Annotated in this window: 14 protein-coding genes; 10 read left to right on the top strand and 4 right to left on the bottom strand. The window is 55.5% G+C overall.

Annotated features, from left to right (window positions below; all coding sequences use genetic code 11):
* Nucleotides 1–147 precede the first annotated feature (147 nt).
* On the bottom strand, nt 148–2,424 hold the full coding sequence (locus NW840_RS06165) for a ComEC/Rec2 family competence protein (RefSeq protein ID WP_414343099.1): 2,277 nt from the start codon (nt 2,422–2,424) through the stop codon (nt 148–150).
* Between the two features lie 246 nt (nt 2,425–2,670).
* Here NW840_RS06165 and cphA point away from each other — a divergent pair, with 246 nt between their 5' ends.
* From cphA to NW840_RS06150, 3 genes are all read left to right on the top strand, one after another.
* Nucleotides 2,671–5,367 (top strand): cyanophycin synthetase, encoded by a 2,697-nt coding sequence (gene cphA / locus NW840_RS06160; RefSeq protein ID WP_414343096.1) that lies wholly within the window; start codon nt 2,671–2,673, stop codon nt 5,365–5,367.
* 322 nt (nt 5,368–5,689) lie between these two features.
* Nucleotides 5,690–5,890: a hypothetical protein gene (locus NW840_RS06155; protein ID WP_011432545.1), complete on the top strand. Its 201-nt coding sequence runs from the start codon at nt 5,690–5,692 to the stop codon at nt 5,888–5,890.
* A gap of 125 nt (nt 5,891–6,015) precedes the next feature.
* On the top strand, nt 6,016–6,870 hold the full coding sequence (locus NW840_RS06150; RefSeq protein WP_414343094.1) for a prepilin peptidase: 855 nt from the start codon (nt 6,016–6,018) through the stop codon (nt 6,868–6,870).
* Between the two features lie 269 nt (nt 6,871–7,139).
* On the opposite strand, the gene NW840_RS06145 is transcribed toward NW840_RS06150, so the two are convergent.
* From NW840_RS06145 to NW840_RS06135, 3 genes are all read right to left on the bottom strand, one after another.
* On the bottom strand, nt 7,140–7,514 hold the full coding sequence (locus NW840_RS06145) for a DUF6883 domain-containing protein (RefSeq protein ID WP_414330567.1): 375 nt from the start codon (nt 7,512–7,514) through the stop codon (nt 7,140–7,142).
* Between the two features lie 102 nt (nt 7,515–7,616).
* Nucleotides 7,617–11,579 carry a magnesium chelatase subunit H gene (locus NW840_RS06140; protein WP_414343091.1) on the bottom strand — a complete coding sequence of 1,321 codons (3,963 nt, stop codon included), beginning with the start codon at nt 11,577–11,579 and terminating at the stop codon, nt 7,617–7,619.
* A 242-nt stretch (nt 11,580–11,821) separates the two neighbouring features.
* Nucleotides 11,822–12,802, bottom strand: coding sequence for an integron integrase (locus NW840_RS06135; RefSeq protein ID WP_414343089.1), 981 nt, complete (start codon nt 12,800–12,802; stop codon nt 11,822–11,824).
* Nucleotides 12,803–12,938: 136 nt separating this feature from the next.
* Between NW840_RS06135 and NW840_RS06130 the strand changes: the two genes are divergently transcribed.
* From NW840_RS06130 to NW840_RS06100, 7 genes are all read left to right on the top strand, one after another.
* Nucleotides 12,939–13,709, top strand: coding sequence for a lysostaphin resistance A-like protein (locus NW840_RS06130; protein WP_414343088.1), 771 nt, complete (start codon nt 12,939–12,941; stop codon nt 13,707–13,709).
* Between the two features lie 318 nt (nt 13,710–14,027).
* Nucleotides 14,028–16,304 (top strand): DEAD/DEAH box helicase, encoded by a 2,277-nt coding sequence (locus tag NW840_RS06125; RefSeq protein WP_414343086.1) that lies wholly within the window; start codon nt 14,028–14,030, stop codon nt 16,302–16,304.
* Between the two features lie 376 nt (nt 16,305–16,680).
* Nucleotides 16,681–16,905 carry a hypothetical protein gene (locus tag NW840_RS06120; RefSeq protein WP_414329510.1) on the top strand — a complete coding sequence of 75 codons (225 nt, stop codon included), beginning with the start codon at nt 16,681–16,683 and terminating at the stop codon, nt 16,903–16,905.
* Nucleotides 16,895–17,230 (top strand): putative toxin-antitoxin system toxin component, PIN family, encoded by a 336-nt coding sequence (locus tag NW840_RS06115; protein WP_414329508.1) that lies wholly within the window; start codon nt 16,895–16,897, stop codon nt 17,228–17,230. The genes NW840_RS06120 and NW840_RS06115 overlap by 11 nt, the downstream gene beginning before the upstream one ends.
* 203 nt (nt 17,231–17,433) lie before the next feature.
* Nucleotides 17,434–17,724 carry a nucleotidyltransferase family protein gene (locus tag NW840_RS06110; protein ID WP_414329506.1) on the top strand — a complete coding sequence of 97 codons (291 nt, stop codon included), beginning with the start codon at nt 17,434–17,436 and terminating at the stop codon, nt 17,722–17,724.
* Complete coding sequence (locus NW840_RS06105) at nt 17,714–18,052, top strand: DUF86 domain-containing protein (protein ID WP_414343083.1); 339 nt, start codon at nt 17,714–17,716, stop codon at nt 18,050–18,052. The genes NW840_RS06110 and NW840_RS06105 overlap by 11 nt, the downstream gene beginning before the upstream one ends.
* A gap of 107 nt (nt 18,053–18,159) precedes the next feature.
* A complete protein-coding gene (locus NW840_RS06100; protein ID WP_414343081.1) occupies nt 18,160–18,372 on the top strand; it encodes a hypothetical protein in 213 nt (70 codons plus the stop codon).
* The last annotated feature ends 446 nt before the right edge of the window (nt 18,373–18,818 follow it).

Here is an 18,818-nt window from a genome sequence, read left to right as displayed (position 1 = left end):
TGAGGCTATTCTTAGCCTAATTGGCAGCTATGCTCATAAGGCAGTCATGAATCAATAATTAACGCTTGAGAACGATTGAGGCTCGTAGTTGCAAAAACAGGATAACTGGGAGGCTGCTGAGAAAGCTGCCTGGTCTGGAAACCGGCCCTACTCCAATTGCGCCCTCAGGGTTTGCACTCCCCGTCGCGACCAGCTCACCGCTCCAGCTCGATCGGCTACGTAGAGGGGCCGTTGTTTTTGCCGAAACCAGGCAGTCACTGCTTCGCTGACAGGGCCAGAGCTGATGCCCGCCTGCACCTGAAAGCGCTCCAACAGATCCAGAATCAGGGATCCCCCGTCCCACCACAGCCAGTCGATCTGGGCCGGCATCAGCGGGGATCCGGTTAGCTCGGCTTGCACATGGGTGCCGGCAGAGCCCAGCAGCAGCCAATGGGATCCCTCAGCCTCCAGTGTCAACACCAGGGGATTGGTGTAGACAGCTTGCAGCCGCAGCCGCTCCGAGAAAGGCATCCGATCGCCTGGCTGCAGCACCTGATAGGGGATCTGGGCAGCTTGCACGGCACTAAGGGAACGCAGGTAACTTTCGGAAGCCGCATTAGCCCCTCCCCCATCCCAAAATTGCCCAATCGCGCTGGCGGGACGCAGTCCTTTGGAGAAAGCCGACAGCAGGATCTCCCAGCCGCCATTGGCAGAGCCGGCGGAGGTCATGGCCACCGCCCCGTCCAGACGGTGCAAGCCCTGCTGCCGCAAAAAGGGCAACACCGTGCGTTCTGCCAAACGGGGATCCCCGCTGTTGAGCAAGAGGTGGCGCCCTTCCGCTTGAATGGCCAGGATGGGAATTCGTCCACTGGCCAAGGCGGTAATTTGGACCGGCGGCCCCGGCCACATCCTTGGACCCAGGAGGATGGCGGCCATGATCAGGGCTGTGCCCTGCCAGCGGAAGGCCTGTCGCCACCGCGGCCAAAAGGTTAGGGCCACCAGCGCCCCGTAGAGGAGCAGGCACTGGAGCAGGGAGACCCGGCCGGTGTAGTAGGAACTCAGAGGCCAGCTGGCCATCCAGTTCACCCAGTTGATTAAAGGCGTGATCAAAAACGTCAAGGGCCGGGCCAGCAGGGATCCCAGCCCTGGAGAGAGTAAAGCCACAAAGGCCACCCCGAACCCCGCCACCAGCAGCGGCACCAGCAGAATCAGCAGCAGCGGGTTGGCCAGCAGCGAGTAGGTGGGGATGCGGCCAAAGATGGCCACCTGCAGCGGCAAAGTCCAGATCTGGGCTGCCAGCGGAACGGCCAAGGCGGTGGCCACAGCCGGAGGCAAAAAGTCCAGCCGGGAAACAATTGGGGCTGTTCCGACCAGCAGGCCCAGGGTGGCGGCAAAGCTGAGCTGAAACCCCAGGTCTGTAATCCACAGCGGCTCGTAGATTAAGAGCAAAACTGCCGCCACCAGTAGCGTCCCCAGGGGATTGAGCTTCACCTTTCCTTCCAGGCGCGGCTCCGTCAGCACCAGCATGGCCGCCGCCCCCATCAGTGCCGCTCGCAACACCGAAGGGCTGAACCCCGTGAGGGCGGTATAAAGCCCCAGCACCGCCAGGATGCTCCCCTGCTGCAGGCGCACCGCCAACCGCCGTGTCAGGACAAACACCACCCCCACCAACAGCGACACATGGAACCCAGAGGCGGCCAGCGCATGGGCCATGCCGATTTCCCGGAAGGCATCCTGCAAGTCGAAATCCAATTGGGCGGCCCGGGATCCCAGCACCAAGGAAGCCAACAGATTCCCCTGCCGCTCTCCTAGCCCGGCGATGAACGCTTCCCGCACCCGCCGCCGCAACACCCAGCCCCCCCAACCTCTTCCCCCCGGCTGCAGGATCACCTCACGGGCGCTGAAGCCGGCAAAAGCCCCCTGGCGCTGCAGGTAGGCTTGAAAATCAAAGCTGCCCGGGTTCAAGGCCGGACTGGGAAGGTACAGGGATCCCGTCAGGCGCACCCGTTGGTTGGGGTGGAGATCCTTGTCCTGGAGGGCCTCAGGGCCGGTGGTGACGTAGAGCTTGCCGCTGACCTGGCGGGCCGTGGAGTCGGCGTTGAGCACCTGCTCTGCTCTCAGCCAAAATTGCCGCCGTTCGCTGCGGGTGGGACGAGGTTCCGAGAGGACGGTGCCTACCAAGTTCATCTGCTGCTGGGGGGCCAACAGGCTGATATCCGTCGGCCCGGGAAAAGGCTGCCGCCAACCCAGGTAATTCCAAGCCAGACACCCCACCAGACCCATCGCCAGCCAAGTGCGGGCCAGACGCGGTTGCCGCCGGCACAGCAGGGATCCCGCCAGCCCCAATCCCAGCAGGATCCCCCAGCCCCACCCGGCAGCCTGGGGCCAAGCCCGCACCAGCAGGCCCAAGATCCAGCCCAACCCCAGCAGATAGGTTCTTTCCATGTGCCGCAGACCCGTCTGCCCCCCACTGTACCGATGTGGTCAAGCGGGATCCATTGCGTTGTCTTAACCTTGCTCGCCTGCCGAAAGAATTGTATTAAAGGATACTCTTTCTCGACCTTGGCAAAGGGAGTGTAGATTAGGGCTGGTCGCGCCAGCGGGATGTAGTCCTTGGCAGTTTCCTGCGCCGGCATCCTGAAAACGACCCTAAGTTATCTGTCCCCTTCCCCGCTGTTTCCCCTAGACCCTATGCGCATCCGATCCATCCGCGTTCTCAGTGGCCCCAACTACTGGAGCATCCGTCGTCATAAGCTGATTCAAATGCGGCTTGATCTGGAAGACTTGCAGGAGCGACCCACCAACACCATCCCGGGTTTCAAAGAAAGGTTGGAGGCCCTGTTGCCGGGACTGTGGGAACACCAGTGCTCCCGCGGCTGCTATGGGGGATTCTTGCAACGGGTGGAAGAGGGCACCCTCATGGGCCATGTGGTGGAGCATGTGGCCTTGGAACTGCAGACTCTGGCCGGCATGAAAGTGGATTTTGGCCGCACCCGCGAAACCTCCACCCCCGGCACCTACAACGTCGTGTTCGAGTATCAAGAGGCAGAGGCCGGGCGCTTTGCGGCCAAAGCTGCAGTCTACCTCTGTCAGGCTTTGGTGGATGGAGAAGACTACCGCCGCGACCTAGAACTGGACATTCAAGAGTTGCGAGAGATCCGAGAGAACGTCCGCTTCGGCCCCAGCACCCAAGCTTTGCTGGACGAGGCCGCCCTGCGCGGGATCCCCTATCTGCGCCTCAACAAGGGATCCCTGGTGCAACTGGGGTACGGCGTCTACCAAAAGCGCATCGAAGCCACCACCACTGAAAAAACCAGCATCATTGCCGCCGACCTGGCCGCCGACAAGCGGGCCACCAAAGAACTGCTGCAGGACATGGGGATCCCGGTGCCCAAGGGCTATACGGTGCGTCGCCGCAGCGAGTTGGCAGCCACCATCGAGGATGTCGGGGGCTTTCCGGTGGTGATCAAGCCCCTTAACGCCAACCACGGCAAGGGCATCACCGTCAACATCACCAGCCTGGAAGCCGCCGAGATCGCCTACGATGCCGCCAGCCAATACTCCGATGTGGTGTTGGTGGAAAAGCACCTGGTGGGGGATGACTACCGACTGCTGGTGATCAACAACAAGCTGGTGGCTGTGGCCAAGCGGATCCCAGCCTATGTGGTGGGAGATGGCCGCTCCACCATTCAAGAGCTGATCGACGAAGTCAACAGGGATCCGCGGCGGGGGTTTGGCCATGAAAACGTGCTGACCCAAATTAGCGTTGACGACATGACCCTGCGCATCCTCGAAAGCAAAGGCTACACCCTGGATACAGTGCTGCCCAAAGGAGAACATTGCACCCTCAAATCCACCGCCAACCTGAGCACCGGAGGCATCGCCGTCGATTGCACCGATATCATCCATCCCTACAACGCCTTCATTGCCGAACGGGCAGCTCAGATCATCGGCCTGGATGTGGCGGGCATCGACCTCATCTGCCCGGACATTGCCCAGCCCGTCAACGAAACCGGTGGCGGCATTGTCGAGGTGAACGCTTCTCCGGGTTTGCGCATGCACCTGGCCCCCAGCGAAGGGATCCCGCGCAATGTGGCTGAGCCCATCATCGACATGCTCTTTCCCCCCGGCAGCCACACCCGCATCCCCATCCTGGCCGTCACCGGCACCAACGGCAAAACCACCACCACCCGCCTGATCGCCCACATCCTCAAAGGCATCGGCAAGCGGGTCGGCTTCACCACCACCGACGGCGTTTACATCCAAAACCATCAAATTGCCAAGGGAGACATGACCGGCCCCCACAGCGCCCGCCTGGTGCTCAGGGATCCCACCGTAGAAGTGGCGGTGCTGGAAACGGCGCGAGGCGGCATTTTGCGAGAGGGGCTGGGGTTTCCGGAATGCGATATTGGCGTGGTGCTCAACGTAACCTCAGATCACCTGGGGTTGGGGGATATCGAAACCCTAGAAGACATGGCCCGCGTCAAATCCGTCTTGGTGGAAGCGGTACACGAGCGGGGCTACGCTGTCTTGAATGCCGATGATGGTCTGGTGGCCGCCATGGCCGCCAATGTCAAGGCGACAGTGGCCTATTTCAGCATGAACCCGGAAAATCCCCTCATTCAAAAGCACATTGCTTCCGGGGGCATAGCAGCTGTCTATGAAGAGGGCCACATCTCAATTTTGAAACGGGGCTGGAAACTGCGCATAGAAGATGTAACCAAAATTCCCCTCACCCTCTCTGGCAAGGCCAGCTTCATGATCCAAAATGTGCTGGCCGCTACTTTGGCAGCCTTCCTGCACGGGGTTTCCATCGACGACATCCGCATGGCGCTGGGCACCTTCACCAGTTCTGTAGCCCAGACCCCCGGTCGCCTCAACTTGTTTGATGTAGGGGGCTACCAGGTGTTGGTGGACTATGCCCACAACCCAGCAGGTTACGAAGCCATTCAAAGTACCCTGGAGCGCTGGGATTGCCAACGAAAAATTGGGGTTATCGGCGGGCCTGGGGATCGGCGCAACAGCGACCTACGAGAGCTGGGAGTCTTGGCAGCGCGCATGTTCGACCGAGCCATTGTCAAAGAAGATGATGACCGGCGAGGACGGGAACCAGGCGAGGTGGCCGCCCTAATCCGGCAGGGTTGGGAACAGGAAAAGGCAGGGGATCGTCTGCAGGAAATCTTGGATGAGGCAACTGCTATCGAAACCGCTCTGGAGAAAGCCGAACCCGGAGACCTGGTGGTGATCTTTCCGGCGGATGTACAGCGCACCATCCAGATCATCACCCGCTTTCAAGACAAGCTCAATCCCAAACCCAGTTACCGTGGCTCCTCCTACAGCATCGGCCCAGATTTGATCTCCCCCAGCCCCGACGGCAAGCCATCTTAGGACGGCTGTCGACAACTCCAGAGTGCTCTATGGCCTCCATTCCTGGACAGACATCGAGAATTGAGTGGGCGGAGGTGACCCATAAGTCCTCGGCGGCGATATCCTAGGTTTAGGCTGGCGGGGGCGGGTGACTTGTCTTTTGGGAAGCAGCAGGTGTTCGGCTCAGGGGATCCTCGGCTTTTCAGAAGCCTTAACCGTTCTAAAAAAGTCTGAGGGATGGCAGACAGAACTTTGGGGATCCCAAAAGGTCTAAAGACTCCGTCCCGCCGACGCGATGGGAATGTCGTTAGGGTAGTTGTGAATTTGGCAAGGAAAACAGCTCATGGACAGCGCTCTGCTTCAAGCGGCTCGCCAGATTTATCAATTTCATCTGCAGTATCGACCGGAAGTGCTGGAGCAACCTCCGCGGGGGGTAGTTATTCACCGCCGTACCCTGCGAGGGGATCTGATCTTTTCCGAGTTCCCCATCCTGCTGCCCCAGGAAACTTTTATTCCGCTGCAGCAATTGGAGCCGCTGCGGTGAGGCACAAGGAGCTACGCTGACAGAGCAGATCCCCCCTTCCTCTCCTGCTTTTGGGAACTCCGTCCCGCCGACGCGATGGGAATGGCTGCCATGCTCGAGGTTCTCCCCTACTGCGCAACGCTCGCATGATGTGGCTGAGCAACGCTGATGCGAACGGCACCTGGGAGCTGCGCCTACTGGGCTGGGTGCTGGTGCTGGTGTTGGGGGCCTGTGTGGGCAGCTTCTTAAATGTGGTGGTCTATCGTCTGCCGCAGGGCCTTTCTCTGCTCTATCCCGGATCCCATTGTCCAAGCTGCAAGACGCCGCTGGGCCCGACGGAGAACATTCCCATCCTGGGCTGGTTGTTGCTGCGCGGTCGCTGCCGCCATTGCGGGGTGCAGATTAGCTGGCGCTACCCTGCCGTTGAGGCGTTGACAATGGGCCTGTTTGCCCTCAGCATCGGCGCTTTGGGGTTTTCTGCCCAAGGGATCCTCACCTGCATCTTGTTGAGCTGGCTGTTGGCCCTGGCGCTCATCGATCTGGATACCTTTTTGCTGCCGGAGGAGCTGACCCGTTCAGGCCTGGTGGTGGGGCTTTTGGCCCGCCTGGCTCTGCCGTGGCTCCAGGGATCGGGATCCCTGGCCGCTACAGGCCTGTCACTGGTGGCAGGGATTGCAGGAGCTGTGCTGGGCCTCTGGCTGCTGGAGGGCATTGGCCTCTTGGCCCGTTGGGTCTTGGGGCGGGAGGCTATGGGCGGGGGAGATGGCAAGCTGTTGGCCCTGATCGGCATGTGGTTGGGGTGGCAGGGGGTGGTGGTGGCCCTTCTTTTGGGTTCCGGGTTTGGCCTGCTGGCTAGCTTGCTGGCCATGACCAAGGGGCGGGCCCGCCTGGGAAAGCCCATCCCCTTCGGCCCCTACTTGGCTATGGGCGGAGGGGTAGCCGCTCTAGCCGGATCCCAACTGGTGGAGGGCTACCTACGCTGGGCCGGATTGGTGGGGTAGAGGGAACGTCCATTCAACATTGGATACTTCATGTTTCGGGATCTATGACTTCAAACTGATCGGGAAAAAGAATGAGATTAAAATATCGAAAACCTCCTACCAAGCTCAAATCCGGAACCGCTAAATCAACCGCATAGCCTTCAGTGGGATCTGAGTAACATTCCACAATGGATCCCTGAGTTCCAGCAGGAATAGTGGTCTCGCTGAAATACTCCTTGACATCTGCCACAGTTTTGACTCTACTGTATGGCTTGATTCTAGAAGTGGTTTTACTCATCATTGTGTACCTCTAGCCAATTGGTGACCAAACGAGGGATTAAACTTTCCTTATCAACCTGCCACACGGTCACTAAAGTGCCTTTTTTCTGATTGAGGCCCAAAATTTCAATCTTGACTCGATAGCGGCTTCCATAGGGTGTTGGAAACGGATCCCCGGCTAAGGCGCAAGGCAGAGCAGCAGTAACCTGTTGCAGAATGTGAGCAAATCCCACCCTTCTTCCCTCTGGTGTACTGACATCATAGCCAAGCTCTGCAAAGGCAATCCACTTGCCTTGATTTCCAGGATTAGCTGGATTCATAGAGTAATCAACGAACTTGGCAGGATCCACTGCTGCTTCAGAAGCCCTGGGCAAGGATCCGGCCATGGTTGCAGCTTTTGCCGACTTCACGTAAGGTCTAAGGACTCCGTCCCGCTGGCGCGAACAGTAGCCCAGACGTCTCACGCTAACCTGAAACAACCATATTAATTACTCCACCCCTTCGATTCTGTCCTCGATCTCCTGATACAGCTCCTGCAGGCGCTCGATATTGGCCTGGGAAGTCTGCCAATAGCCACGCCCATGCACCTCCAGCAGGGATCCGACAATGCGCCGGAAGGAGTGGGGGTTGAGGTTCATCAAGCGCTGCCGCATCGCCTCGTCCTTGATGAAAGTCTCGTTGGTTTCCTCGTAGATCCAGTTGTCCACCGCGCCTGCCGTGGCCGACCAGCCCGAAGTGTTGACCAACCGCTTGGCGATCTCCCGTACCCCTTCGTAGCCGTGCTTGAGCATCCCCTCATACCACTTGGGATTGAGGAGCTTGGTGCGGGCGTCCAGACGGATGGTTTCGCTCAGGGTGCGGATCTGGGCGTTGGGCGTGGTGGTATCTGCCATGTAGGCCGAGGGAGCTTTGCCATCCGGGCGCAGGCTCTGCACCAGCTTGGTGGGATCCGCGTCGAAGTAGTGGCTGACATCGGTCAGGCTGATCTCCGAGGAGTCCAGGTTCTGGAAGGTCACATCCACCGTTTTCAGGCTGGCCTCGAAGAGCTGTCGCATCTGCTGGTTGGGCAAGTTGGAGCCGAAGGCAAAGGACTTGCGGGATAGGTACATCTCCCGCAGCTCGCTTTCATCTTCCCAAGAGCTGTTTTCCACCGCCAGGTTGATGTTGGCCGAGTAGGAGCCAGACGCATTGGAAAAGACCCGCGTCGCCGCCTGTTCCAGGGTCAGCCCCAGCTCTTCTGCCTGCTGCAGGGCGTGCTTGCGCACGAAGTTCAGCTCCAGGGGCTCGTTGGCCGTGGCCGCCAGCTTTACCGCCCGGTCGATCAGATCCATCTGGTTAACAAACAGATCCCGGAATACCCCCGAGCAGTTCACCACCACATCGATTCGGGGACGGCCCAGCTCCTCCAAGGGGATCAGCTCCACCTTGTTCACCCGCCCCAGGGCATCGGGTTTGGGTCGCACCCCCAGCAAACACAGCACCTGCGCTAGCGACTCCCCGTAGGTCTTGATGTTGTCGGTGCCCCAGAGCACCACCGAGATGGTTTCCGGGTACCGGCCACCGTTACTGCTCATCTCGCGAGCCAGCAGCCGTTCCACCACCATCTCCGCCGACTGGATGGCGGCTGCCGTGGGGATGGACTGGGGATCCAAAGCGTGGATGTTCCGCCCTGTCGGCAACACATTGGGGTTGCGGATGGGATCCCCTCCTGGCCCCGGCAAAATGTACTCCCCTTCCAAGGCCCGCAGCAGGGATCCCAGCTCATAATCTGCCGTAATTTGCTTGAGGCACTCCTCCAGAAATTCAAACAAGGGCTTCAAAAGATCCGGATCGACCTGGGGGTAGCCCGCTTCTTTTAGGACTGCCAACCAGGGGGCTTGCCGGCCCATGTTGAAAAAGTTGAGCTTGGCCACCCGCGCGACCCGGCCCTGGGCGTCGGTCTGCTCCTGCACCAGCGCCGCCACCGCCTTCTGGCAGGCCTTGTTGATGCGATCCAGCAGCTCCGTATCCGCCAGGTGTCCCCGATCCCGGTTGCGGTAGATCTCGTCGATGTCCCGGCCCAGGCTTTGGGCGAGAATGCGGGGCAGGCCGAGGATCCCTTCTTCGGGGCGGTCAATGCTGGCAATGCTCACCAGGGTGGCAATCGCCTCCTCTGCCGTGGGGGGCGCTCCAATGACGTGCAGACCACAGGGCAACAGCCGCGACTCAATCTCCATCAGCTGGGCGTAGAGCTTGCCCACCACCCTGTCCCGCTCTTCCAAGCTCAACTGGGCGGCGTCCCCCTGGGGCAACTCCACATCCTTGTCCAGGTTCACCAGCCGCGCCTTGTCGCAGATGGCGTTGACGATAGCGATGCCCCGCGCCCCCTCCCGCAGGGTTTGGTAGGAGCCGATCATCTCCCGCAGCTCTTGCAGCCCCTTGTAGAGGCCGGCGTTTTCTGCCGGCGGCGTCAGGTAGCTGATGGTGCAGGCGTAGCCCCGCCGCTTGGCAATAGTGGCCTCACTGGGGTTGTTGGCGGCGTAGTAGTACAGGTTGGGCAGGGATCCAATTAGATTATCCGGATAGCACTCGCCCGACATGCCGATCTGCTTGCCCGGCATAAACTCCAGGGATCCATGGGTGCCAAAGTGCAACACCGCATCCGCCCCCCAAACTTTCTCCAGGTAGGTGTAGTAGGCAGCAAAGCCGTGGTGGGGGCTGGCTGACCTGGAAAAAAGCAGCCGCATGGGATCCCCTTCATAGCCGAAGGTGGGCTGCACCCCGATGAACACATTGCCAAAGTGCTTGCCGTAGATCAACAGATTTTGCCCATCGGTATTCAGGTGCCCCGGCGCTGGCCCCCAGTATTGCTCGATGGCTTTCACGTAGGGTGTCAGCGCCTCGTACTCCCGCACCGACAGTTTGGCGGCCACATTCAGCTCCGGGCTGGCGTACTGGGCCTGGGGATCGTGCAGGATGGACTCCATCAGCTCCTGCGGGGTTTTGGGCAGCTCGGGGCCGAGGTCATAGCCGTTGTGGGCCAGGGCCTGCATCACCCGGTGAATAGAGGCAAATACATCCAAGTAGGCTGCTGTCCCCACATTGCCTTTGTCCGGTGGGAAGCTGAAGACGGTGATGGCGATCTTCTTCTCCAGCTTGGGCTTGCGCCGCAAATTGGCCCATTTAATGGCCCGCGCCGCGATCAGCTCGATCCGATCCTGCATTGCGTGAGCTTTGCCGGTGGCCGCGTCCCGCCCTGAGAGGATGATGGGATCAATGGCCCCGTCCAGCTCGGGAATGGCAATCTGCAGAGCCACCTGCACCGGGTGCAGCCCCAGGTCGCTGGCAGCCCATTCCTCCGTCGATTGAAACACCAAGGGCAGCGCCACCATGTAGGGGCGATTCAGCCGTTGCAGCGCTTCCACCGCCTTGGGGTGATCCTGCCGCGCCGGCCCTCCCACCAGGGCAAACCCGGTTAGCGACACGACCACATCCACAATGGGCGCTGTCTTCTGCGCGTTCCAGAAAAACTCGTTCACTGGCTTGGAGAAATCTAGACCCCCGGCAAACACCGGCACCACCCGCGCCCCGCGCGACTCCAGCTCTTGCACCATGGCCACGTAGTGGGCATCATCCCCCGTCACCAGGTGGGTGCGCTGCAACACCAATCCCACGCAGGGAGCCAAGGGATCCTTCACTTCTGCCGGCAAATCCTCACGGGCGTTGTACCAATCCAAATACTCCGACAGGCTGGCAAACATCTGGGGTGCCAGGGGGTGCCAAATGCCCATCTCCAAATAGGTGACCGGCTCGGCAAACTGCACCTGATCCCGCATCCCCGGCAGGTAGCGATCCGCCAGCATCAGCAAAAAGTTCTCCAGGTTCTCGCGGGATCCCCCCAGCCAGTACTGAAAGCTGAGCATGAAGTTGCGGGCATCCTGCGCCTTGTCGAAGGGCAGATACTTCAGCACCTTGGGCAGGGTCTGCAGCAGCTTCAACATCCCCTCCTGGAAGTTGGATCCCTGCTGGCGCTTGCGCATAAACTGGGCGATGGCGCTCTTGGACTGTCCCAGCTGCGCCATGGAAAAGGATCCCATCTTGTTCAGGCGCATCACTTCCGGCATGGAGGGAAACACCACCACCGCATCCAGCCGTTCCCGCAGGGGCTCTACCGCCTGCACCACCTTCTGGGCAATGTCTTCGATAAAAATCAGGGATCCGATAAAGACATTGGCCGTTTCCAAATCCCGCTTGAAGGCATCGTAGCCCGCGGGATCCCGCAGCTCCTCCACCAGATAGCCGGACAGCTCCACCGCCAGCTTGGAGTTGTGGGCGTTGATGTGCTGCACTGCTGCGGTCAGGGCACTCTGATATTGCGGCTCCAACACCACATACACCACCTTCATCAAGCGGCGATCCCCCACCTCGGCAGGGGTAACGTGGCGGGTGATGGGCTTAACCAGAGTAAACATGCGGTCGCTCTCCGTCGTGCAATGCAAAAGATGGGGTGAACTGGGGAAAGGACTCCGTCCCGCTGACGCGAAAGGACTCCGTCCCGCTGACGCGATAGGCAGGATCCCCTATTGTCTGTTTCCCGTTCTACCAGAGAAACGGATCCCTGCTGGGGGCATGGCGGCAAGGTCGTAATAATTCGCAATGATCGCTGAGGTACTGTAAAGGGGAAGAGGATCCCTTCCCCAGAGAGCGTCCCCTTCTAAGGATCCAATGGACTTCTCACCCCGCGCCCGCCTTTATTCAGCACATGGGTGTAAATCATGGTGGTTTTGACATCTTTGTGGCCCAACAATTCTTGGACGGTGCGGATGTCGTAGCCGTTTTGCAGGAGATGAGTGGCAAAACTATGGCGGAAGGTGTGGCAACTGACCCGCTTGGGGATCCCGGTTTTTTGGACAGCTTGTTTAATCGCCCGTTGTAATCCAGACTCATGCAAATGATGGCGGCGGGTGATGCCAGTGCGAGGATCCTGAGATAACCTTTCTGCCGGAAAGACATATTGCCAGCTCCACTCCCGCTCCGCATTGGGATACTTGCGCTCCAAAGCAAATGGCAGATAGACTGAGCCGTATCCTTGTTCCAAATCCTGCTGATGTTGTCGCTTTGCCCAGAGCAAGTGTTCTTGCAAAGGTTCCACTAAGGTTTCTGGCAGCATCGTTAACCGGCTCTCCATCCCTTTACTATTGCGAATCACCAGTTGCCGTTGGTTAAAATCCACATCTTTGACCCGGAGCTGCTGGGCTTCCGCCAATCGCAAGCCACTGCCATACAGCACCTGCACCACCAAGCGATGGATCCCGGATAGATGCACAATGATGGCTTTGACCTCCTCAGGGGTTAAGACCGTAGGCAAATAGCGTGACCGTTTGGCTCGCACGGCGTCTAGGTCAAGGTCTAGCTCCAGATGCAGCACTTCTCGGTAAAGGAACAACAGCGCACTGAGAGCCTGGTTTTGGGTGGAAGCGGCAACCTTACCCTCCACCGCCAGGTGAGTGAGAAAGGCGTTGATTTCTTCGCCGCCCATCTCCTTAGGGTGTCGCTTGTTGTGAAACAAGATAAAGCGACGGATCCAGAGAAGATAAGATTTCTCGGTTTGGTAGGAGTAGTGTTTGACCCGGAGGGCATCACTGACTTGCTCCAGGAGCTTTCTGGGTCTAGGTATGGGTGTGTTAATGCTCATTCAGCCAGATAAAAACCCTTTGGAGGTAATTATCGCTCAAAATGTTGACTATACAGACAAATTAGGGTAGCATTACACTAGGCGATGGAAAAGTCTGCTTCTTAGGTAATTATCAGTCATCTAGCTGCAGAAACACATGTTGGGCGCTAAATCCGAAAGCGGTACCTTCGTGGCGATGACTTTCTCGGTTTCCAAACCTTCTAGATCACGCAACCTGAGTGTTGCTTTGGCTGTCGTTGTCCTGGTTATCAGTGGGGAATATTTCTTCCGACACTATGTTCTATTTTGGTTGCCTGTTCTCGGAACTTTAGCGGTCAACGACATGCTTTCTTTGTTTTTGGCATATTTACTCTTGCTGATCGGCCTGGGCACGTTTGTGCGCGTCCGCTGGCCGCAGGAATTAGCCGCTATTGGGCAGTCTTTACGTGAGGGTGTGACCAGCTGGAATTTCACCTTCTGGGTATTGGCATTAGTGCTATGCGTTTTGGGCCTCTCGACCGTGGATCGGTTACTATGGGGAAACATCAAGTTACCCATGGTGGTTAGCTCTTATCGAAATCCGACGGTATGGTTTGCCAACCTCGCTCCTATTTTGGAGGGGATGTCACTCATTTTGGTGAATGGCCTTTTCGTGCCCATCGCAGAAGAATACCTGTGGCGCGGTCTGGTTCAAGTTCGCCTGATCCGCATTCTTCCCGCACCTTTTGCCATTGGTGTGACGGCGGTTCTTTTTTCGTTAAAACATGCGTTCGTGGATGCCTCCCTGGGACGGCTTCTGGCCTTGATCGCCTTCGGGGCTATTTGTGGGATTGTCGCTCAGCGTAACAATTGGAGACGTTCGGCAGCCCTGCATATGGTCGTTAACACGGTTGCCACCGCCATCGGATTAATCTTCGATCTGACTTGAAACCGCCAAAGGCGCCCAACACGGCTTGCAGGCGACTCCGCTCCGCTCGCTATGCTCGCTGCGCGGAGCGCCTGAAGCCCACCGTTATGTTGCCAGCGCCAGAGTTGTGCCTAGTCAAGGTTGTTGGTAAGGGGGCGCTGGGGTCGGTGGGTAGCAGAAGCGATCAGTACAGAAATTTACACAACATAACAAATCACTGCACCCGTCCATATGTTAGACTATTCATATCATCCAAAACCTCTGGTGGCGGGTGAGTTCAGCTGTTATGTTGCTTGTCTTATTAGTCAAATAGATTTAGTTTAGTCATTTGGAAACAGCATGTCAGAAGGTAAGTTCCAGAACTATGCTCCACTTAACCCAAACACAGCAGAGAAAAAGTTTTGGGAATGCCTCAAAAAGGCATTTCAGAATGAGCCATGCGTAGCTTACTTTAGGTATCCAATTTTTAAACGCACAGGCAATCTCACCAGAGAACCTGACGTTATCTTTATGCACAGAGATTTAGGATTGTGGGTATTTGAGTGTAAAGGGTGCAGTATCGCTAACATTGAAAGTATCGAAGGGCATCAGTGGAAAATGACTAATTGGCATAGGGAAGAGGAATTGCCTATGCTTCAAGCTGAGGATGGCATGTTTGCAATAAGTGCGAAACTCACAGAACGAAGAGAAACACGAGGACTGGTCACCTCACACTACAGAGTGGTATTACCCTTTGTTAAAGAGCAAGAATGGCAAGATAAAGGATTTTCTGACTTGCCGTGTACCCATGGCGTTGTTTTGCTGGAGGAGGATCTGAAGCCATCGACTCTCCGAGAAAAACTACAGTTGGGCGCTTGCGAAAATCCACAGCGTCCCCTATCTGATGAACAGTGGCAAAACATAGTTGCTTTACTGGGCGGTTCGCTACCAAGACAAGAAGCTAGAGCCATACCCACAGGAACACCACCCGAAAATCCTTTAAGAGTCATCCATTATCTGGAATCTCGCCTTCGTTTTCTGGACGATCAACAGCAAAAGGTAGCTTTTGAGGTTCCAGATGGCCCTCAGCGTGTTAGAGGATTAGCAGGAACAGGGAAAACCGTTCTATTTGCCAAGAGAGCCGCAAAAATCCATGCCGCGCACCCTGACTGGAAAATTGCTTTTGTGTTTTTTACACAGGCACTTTACGACCAAATCATAGGTTTAATCAGTCTTTACTATCGTGAAATGGTTCGGCAGGATGAAGGAGATGTAGAGCCAAACTGGCACAATGTACAAGTACTACATGCTTGGGGTTCAAGAGAGCGTAACGGTTTCTACCGTAACTTAGCCCAAAAATCGGGAATACGTCCTCTGAGTGTCAAGGATGTAAGAGAGAGGATGGGGCGCAACTGCTCTCCATCAGAGGCTTTTGAGTATGTTTGCGATGATCTAGAGAAAAGGGTGCCGAACATACCTGTACTTTTTGATGCGATCTTGATAGATGAAGGACAGGATTTGCCCCCATCCTTCTATCGATTAGCTTATAAAAGTTTATCTGACCCAAAACGACTTTATTGGGCATACGACGAAGCACAGGGGATTGGAACCCTGACGGTACCTCGTCCTTTGCATATCTTTGGGCTTAATCCAGATGGAACACCAGTAGTAGATTTAGGTGGGAACAAACTTCCTGATGGAACCATAACCAGCCCTACCTACGAAGGAGGACTGCGCAAGGCACACAATTTAAACCGATGCTACCGAACACCTAAAATGCTTCTCATGGCTGCTCACGCTATCAACATGGGCTTACTGCGACAAGAGGGTTGTTTGCAAGGAGTGAGTAACAAAGAGGATTGGGAAAAACTAGGTTACACTGTTCTGGATGGAGATTTTTCAGATGCAAGTGTCAAAGCTGGCAAAACAGTCACAGTTACGCGCGAGGCAAAAAACAGCCCTCACCCCATAGACAGTGATGATTTTCCTCACAAGGACGCTTTAGGCTCACCTTTACGCATCCAGACTTTTTCGGATGAGTTGGAAGAGCAGGAATGGATTGCTCAACAAGTGGAGGAAGATCTGAAGTTAGGCTTCGACCCTTGGGACTTGTTGATTACTTGCCCCACTGGTGATAAAGAACAGCAGTACTTTGAAGCAATAAAATCTAAACTCTCAAGGCGAGGTATCCAAAGCGTTATTGCAGGTGTTGATACAAATCTGGATATCTTTCGCATGGATAACTGCATCACGATCTCAACAATTTTCCGAGCCAAGGGCAATGAGGCGTGGAAGGTTTATGCTTGCAGATTTCATTGTGCTACCCAGCCATTAGCTTGGAGAGGAGAGTCAGAACTACAGAAGCGTAACGAAGCCTTTGTTGCACTTACACGAGCGCGTATCTGGTGCGTTGTAACTGGGGTTGAGGGTGCGAGCCCAGTTTTTGAAGAATTGAGAGCTATTGTGCAACAGTACCCAAATCTAACCTTTAAAGCATTCAATCAATCCTCATTGAAAAGGATTAATGATGAAGATTTGAATAGCAAATTAGAAACTCGTATCAATATTTGCTTATTTGCTACCAATTGTAAGTGCAACATAACAAATCACTGCACCCGACTTGAAGCTATACTTTAGTCATTACCCAAAACTATAGCTAGGTAGGTTAAGGTTGTCGCCTTAAGATTCTGGGAAACCAATGTGGGGCTACGCCCAGCGACCCATATCATGCCAACCTTTGTATGCTTAGCTATACTGGTGGCGGGTGAGTTCAACCGTTATGTTGCCAGCGCCAGAGTTGTGCCTAGTCAGGTTTGTTGATGAAGGGGCGCTGGGGTCTGCAGGTAGCAAAGGCAATCGGTGTAAAATCTACACAACATAACGAGTCGCTGCACCTGACCCAGTGTTATGTTCTGAGCAGTTCCTAAAGCTGTTAGTAGCAGGTGAGCTTAGCCGTTAGCCAGCGCGACTTAATCTCAAGTGTAATAATATCCAACATCGAGGAGTTGGAAAGATGAACACAGTGATTACCATTCCTCTGGATGCAGATACAGCGAGACTTTACAGTCAAATTCCTGCTGACCTGCAAAGAAAGTTTCAGTTGTTACTTAACCTTTGGCTGCGCGACCTCATCGTACCACCGCGTCCCCTCCAGGTTGTCATAGATGAAATCAGCCAAAAAGCACAGGAGCGTGGCTTAACTCCTGAGATACTGGAATCTCTGCTGAATGTCGAATGAACCATGCTTTGTTTTTGATACCAATGTTGTTATCAGTGCGCTCCTGTTGAGATGTTCTGTCACTCGTCAAGTCTTTGACAGGGCAACACAGAGAGGCAAATTGCTTATCTCACGTGTGACCGTTGAAGAATTGAGCGATGTCCTGCGGCGCAAAGGATTTGAAAGGTATATAACCGAGGAAGAACGGATGGAGTTCTTGAGCACTTTTGTTAGAGATGGCGTCTTGGTGGAGATTGTAGAGCGCGTGGCGACGTGTCGTGATCCCAAAGACGACAAGTTTCTTGAACTGGCTGTTAATGGCAAGGCAAGATGTGCGTGCCGTTAGATGTACCCAGAGACAAGATGATGAGCAAGCTCAAATGCCCTCATTGCGGGAACCCAGGGATCCCTGTCCTCTGCAAGGTGTGCCTCGGCTCAACTGTGCCTGCGACCTGCAAAGCGTTATGAATCTTTGTTTGAGTCGTAATTGAGAGGAAATAGGTGAGCTATAATTCCTAATGGACTTTTCTTTTCATTGCGGGTTGGGTAATGCAAAAACAGGAAGTCCTTACATTACTGGCAAATCACCAGAACACTCTGAAGGACTTTGGCGTAAAGTCTCTAATGCTCTTTGGTTCAGTAGCAAGGGATGAAGCGCAAACAGACAGTGATATCGATCTGCTAGTAGAGTTTGACCGTCCAGTTGGATTGTTCACTTTTGTACGCTTGAAACGATATCTAGAGGAAATTTTAGAGAGTCCGGTTGATCTAGGTACGCCTGACTCCCTCAAGCCCTATCTGCAAGAATCCGTTCTCCGGGAGGTGGTTCGTGCCTTCTAGAGATTGGCAGAACAGAGTAAGAGACGTGCTAGCTGCGATTGAAGAGATCCGAGAGTTTATAAAAGACATCACGTTCGATGAATTTCAAGTCGATCGAAAGACAGTTGGGGCAGTTTTGTATAATCTTGCAATTATTGGTGAAGCAGTTCGCGGCATTCCACCAGAGGTGGAGGCTTCGCATCCTGAAATTCCATGGGACGAAATGCGGGGAATGCGGAATATTGTGATCCATGAGTATTTTCAAGTGAGTTTGTCCATCATCTGGCAAACGATTCAAGAAGATCTTATTTTATTAGAAACCTCTCTTCGACAATTGATAAACCCTTAAGAGAAATGTATAATGTCGGAAGTAACAGCAGCATTAGACCTCACCTCATGCCCGGCTCCGATCCAGCGCGCCCATTTACTGTGGTGGTTGCCGACAACTTCCACTATGTGGAGAAATATAAAGAGTACGAGTACGGAAAGTTTGAGACCCTCGAAGCCGCAATTGCCGCTTGTAAGCGTATCGTCGACGAGTTTTTGATTGAGGCTTTGCGGCCCAGCATGACTGCTGACGAGCTCTACAGCGAATACACTTCGTTTGGAGACGACCCGTACATCGTTGGCTCGGAGGAGCCGGAAGTTCCCTTCTCAGCCCGTACCTAAGCAAAGGCGCGGTGTCTGGAGTTATGTGGATCCCGATCTGCACAAAACGCTGATGAGGATGAATCCGACAAATTGCCGGAGCAGCATCGGAAATAGAGGCAATTAAGTTAGATGAGGATCCCTCTGGGCCAGGATATATGGTTGTTTCAGACTGCAGGAAAGCAACTTGGGGATCCCAGGTTCCCATAGTCTGCTTTGGGAGACAGATAAGGGGTATGTTTGTGTTGGCCGGTTAGAGATCGAAGGCAGGGCAAATGTCCCAGACTTATTCGGAATGACTATCGCGAACGGAGCTATTGTACTGGCTACCGTCTCATCGCCATTTGAATTGACTATAAGTAAACACACAAGCTCTCAAGCACGGGGGGGCAACGGTGGGCATTGGATCCCGGGAACCAGGGATTCCAGCAAGCCGCTACAGGCATCCCAGAGCAGCTCGATCACGT

Origin of the sequence: Synechococcus sp. R5-13, from assembly GCF_047462015.1 — a bacterium.
Lineage (GTDB): Bacteria > Cyanobacteriota > Cyanobacteriia > Thermostichales > Thermostichaceae > Thermostichus.
This window is presented reverse-complemented; position numbering and strand designations above follow the sequence as displayed.